The 2,619-nt window shown below is 71.5% G+C and carries 3 protein-coding genes; 2 read left to right on the top strand and 1 reads right to left on the bottom strand.

All coding sequences use genetic code 11. The annotated features are described in order from the left end of the window. Positions 1–123 precede the first annotated feature (123 nt). The gene (locus ACWDS7_RS47820; protein ID WP_306857536.1) at positions 124–804 is read left to right on the top strand and encodes a DUF4191 domain-containing protein; all 681 of its coding nucleotides are present in this window, start codon (positions 124–126) and stop codon (positions 802–804) included. Beyond that, the gene (locus ACWDS7_RS47825) at positions 804–1,604 is read left to right on the top strand and encodes a class I SAM-dependent methyltransferase (RefSeq protein WP_306857534.1); all 801 of its coding nucleotides are present in this window, start codon (positions 804–806) and stop codon (positions 1,602–1,604) included. Before ACWDS7_RS47820 ends, ACWDS7_RS47825 begins: the two co-directional genes overlap by 1 nt. Before the next feature lie 81 nt (positions 1,605–1,685). Here the strand turns inward: ACWDS7_RS47825 and ACWDS7_RS47830 are convergent, their stop codons facing one another. Continuing rightward, positions 1,686–2,150 carry an RDD family protein gene (locus tag ACWDS7_RS47830; protein ID WP_306857532.1) on the bottom strand — a complete coding sequence of 155 codons (465 nt, stop codon included), beginning with the start codon at positions 2,148–2,150 and terminating at the stop codon, positions 1,686–1,688. Between the last annotated feature and the right edge of the window lie 469 nt (positions 2,151–2,619).

Genomic DNA, 2,619 nt, shown 5'->3' on the forward strand with positions numbered 1-2,619 from the left:
GGAGCCTGACCGTGCCGTACGCCGAAGACCTCGCCGACCTCGTCACCCAGCTCCTCGACGAAGTCCCCATCCGCGTCGAATACACCGTCCGCCGCTGACCCATGGATTTGTATCCTTCAGAACATGGCCAAGAAGCCCGAAGACCCAGAGCGCCCGGGGCGCATCAAGCAACTCCGCATGATCGCTCAGATCATCAAGGAGGCCAACCCCAAGGGGATGCCGATCGTCTACGCGTCGGCGCTCGGCACGCTCGCGCTGTTCATAGTGATCGGCCTGGTCACGGGCTTGTTCTGGTACCTGCTCGTCATCGGGATCATGCTGGCCCTCACGGTCGGCCTGGTGGTGTTCGGCCAGATCGCCCAGAAGTCGCAGTATTCGATGCTGCACGGCCAGGTCGGCGCCGCCGCCGCGATCCTGCAGGGCATGCGCGGCAACTGGGAGGTCACCCCGGCCGTCGCGGTCAACCGCGACCAGGACATCGTGCACCGCGTGGTCGGCTACCCCGGCATCGTCCTGGTCTCGGAGGGACCGGGCAGCCGCGTGCAGAAGATGCTGGTGGCCGAGAAGAAGCGGGTCCAGCGGGTCGCGCTCGACGTCCCGGTCTACGACATCCAGTCCGGTGACGGCGAGGGACAGATCCCCCTGGCCAAGCTGCAGCGCCACCTGATGAAGCTGCCCCGCAACCTCAAGAAGCCCGCGGTCTACGAGATCAACAACCGTCTCAAGGCCCTCCCGCAGACGCTGCCGATGCCCAAGGGCCCGCTGCCCCGCGGGGCGCGGATGCCCCGCCCGAAGATGCGCTGATGGACCTCGCAGGAGTCGACCGGCGTCAGGTGGACGCCGCCGGCACCTCCCGGGCCAACCGCGGCTGGTGGGACGGCGCCGCGGACGAATACCAGGCCGAGCACGGGGAGTTCCTCCGTGACTCGGGCTTCGTCTGGTGCCCGGAGGGCCTCGACGAGGCCGACGCCCGCCTGCTGGGCGACGTCGCCGGCAGAGACGTCCTGGAGATCGGCTGCGGCGCCGGACAGTGCGGACGGTGGCTGATCGGGCAGGGGGCCAGGGTGGCGGCCTTCGACCTGTCCTTCCGGCAGCTCCAGCACTCCCGCCGGATCGACCTCGACGCCGGCGCGCCGCTCCCGGTGGTCCAGGCCGACGCCGAGGCCCTGCCCTTCGCCGACGGGTCGTTCGACCTGGTCTGCTCGGCCTTCGGCGCGCTGCCGTTCGTGGCCGACGCGGCGGCCGTGCTCGCCGAGACCCGCCGGGTGCTGCGCCCCGGCGGCCGTCTGGTCTTCTCCGTCAGCCACCCGGTCCGCTGGGCCTTCCCCGACGATCCGGGCCCCCGCGGGCTGACCGCCGACCGGTCCTACTTCGACCGCTCGCCGTATGTGGAGATCGGCGACGACGGGCGGCCGTCCTACGTCGAGCACCACCGCACGATGGCCGACTGGATCGGGCTCATCGTCACCTCGGGTCTGTCCGTCGAGGGGCTGACCGAACCCGAGTGGCCCGACGGCCACGACCGCGAGTGGGGCGGCTGGAGCCCGCTGCGCGGCCGTCACCTGCCGGGCACCGCGATCTTCACCTGCGTGCGGCGGGCCTGAGCCCCGCCGCTCCGCCCGCCTGTCCGTCTGTCCGTCTGTCCGTCGTCCGTCTGTCCGGACCGCTTTTGGCGCCCCGCGGACCTACAGGCGCACGACCACGGTGTTCGCCGCCCGGTCGTGCAGGCCCCGCTGGTCGCGGTCCCAGATGAGGGCCGGTACGGCCAGGCACAGCAGCAGGGTCCGGACCAGCACCGCCACCAGACCCGGGCGTCCGCCGCCGAGCGCGGCGACCCGGATGCCGAACAGCCGCATGCCGAAGGTCATGCCCATGGTGCCCACCAGCACGATGTATTCCACCGCGAAGATCGCGAGCGGGACCCAGCCCTGTTCGGCCGGGTTCACCCGCAGGAGCCCCTGCGCGATGGCCCAGGTGCAGATCAGCCAGTCGATCACGATGGCGCCGATCCGGCGGCCGAACCCGGCGACCGCGCCGCTGCCCTCCTGGGGCAGGCCGAGCCGTTCCCCCGGGTAGCCCAGGTCGACTCCGGCCGACCTGACGCCGCCGAGCCAGGTCTGGGTCCAACGGGGCTGCTGCCTGCTGTTCATGGCTAAACGGTATCCGCCCGGCGGACCGCCCCCGCATCCGCCCGAGCCGACTACCCGGATCACCCGGAAGCCGTACATCATGTGGATCAACCGTCTCTCATGCACATCCCTCGGAGCACCCCCCAAGTGTCTGACATAGATGACATAGACCGGCGTTTCGCCGCGCTCACCGCCCAGATCAGCCAGGAAGAACGCCGGAGGATGAGCAGGGCGGCCAGGCGGGGGCAGGCGCGCCCGCCGCGTTCCCGGCGCCGCCGGAGGCGGATCGCCGCGTTCACCGTGGTCGCCGTGGTGGCGGGCGCCGGAGTGTACGTCGCCTACCGCCCCGAGGTCGTCGACCGGATCCGGACCGCCCTCACCGGCCAGGCCCCCGGCGTGGCCTGGTGTCCTCGCTGCCGGGGACACCGAGGTCGGCCAGGGGAACGGTGCCCTCGGCGAGGCTGGCCAGGACCTGCCGGGTGCCGTCGGG

It is taken from the genome of Streptosporangium sp. NPDC003464 (assembly GCF_053588315.1).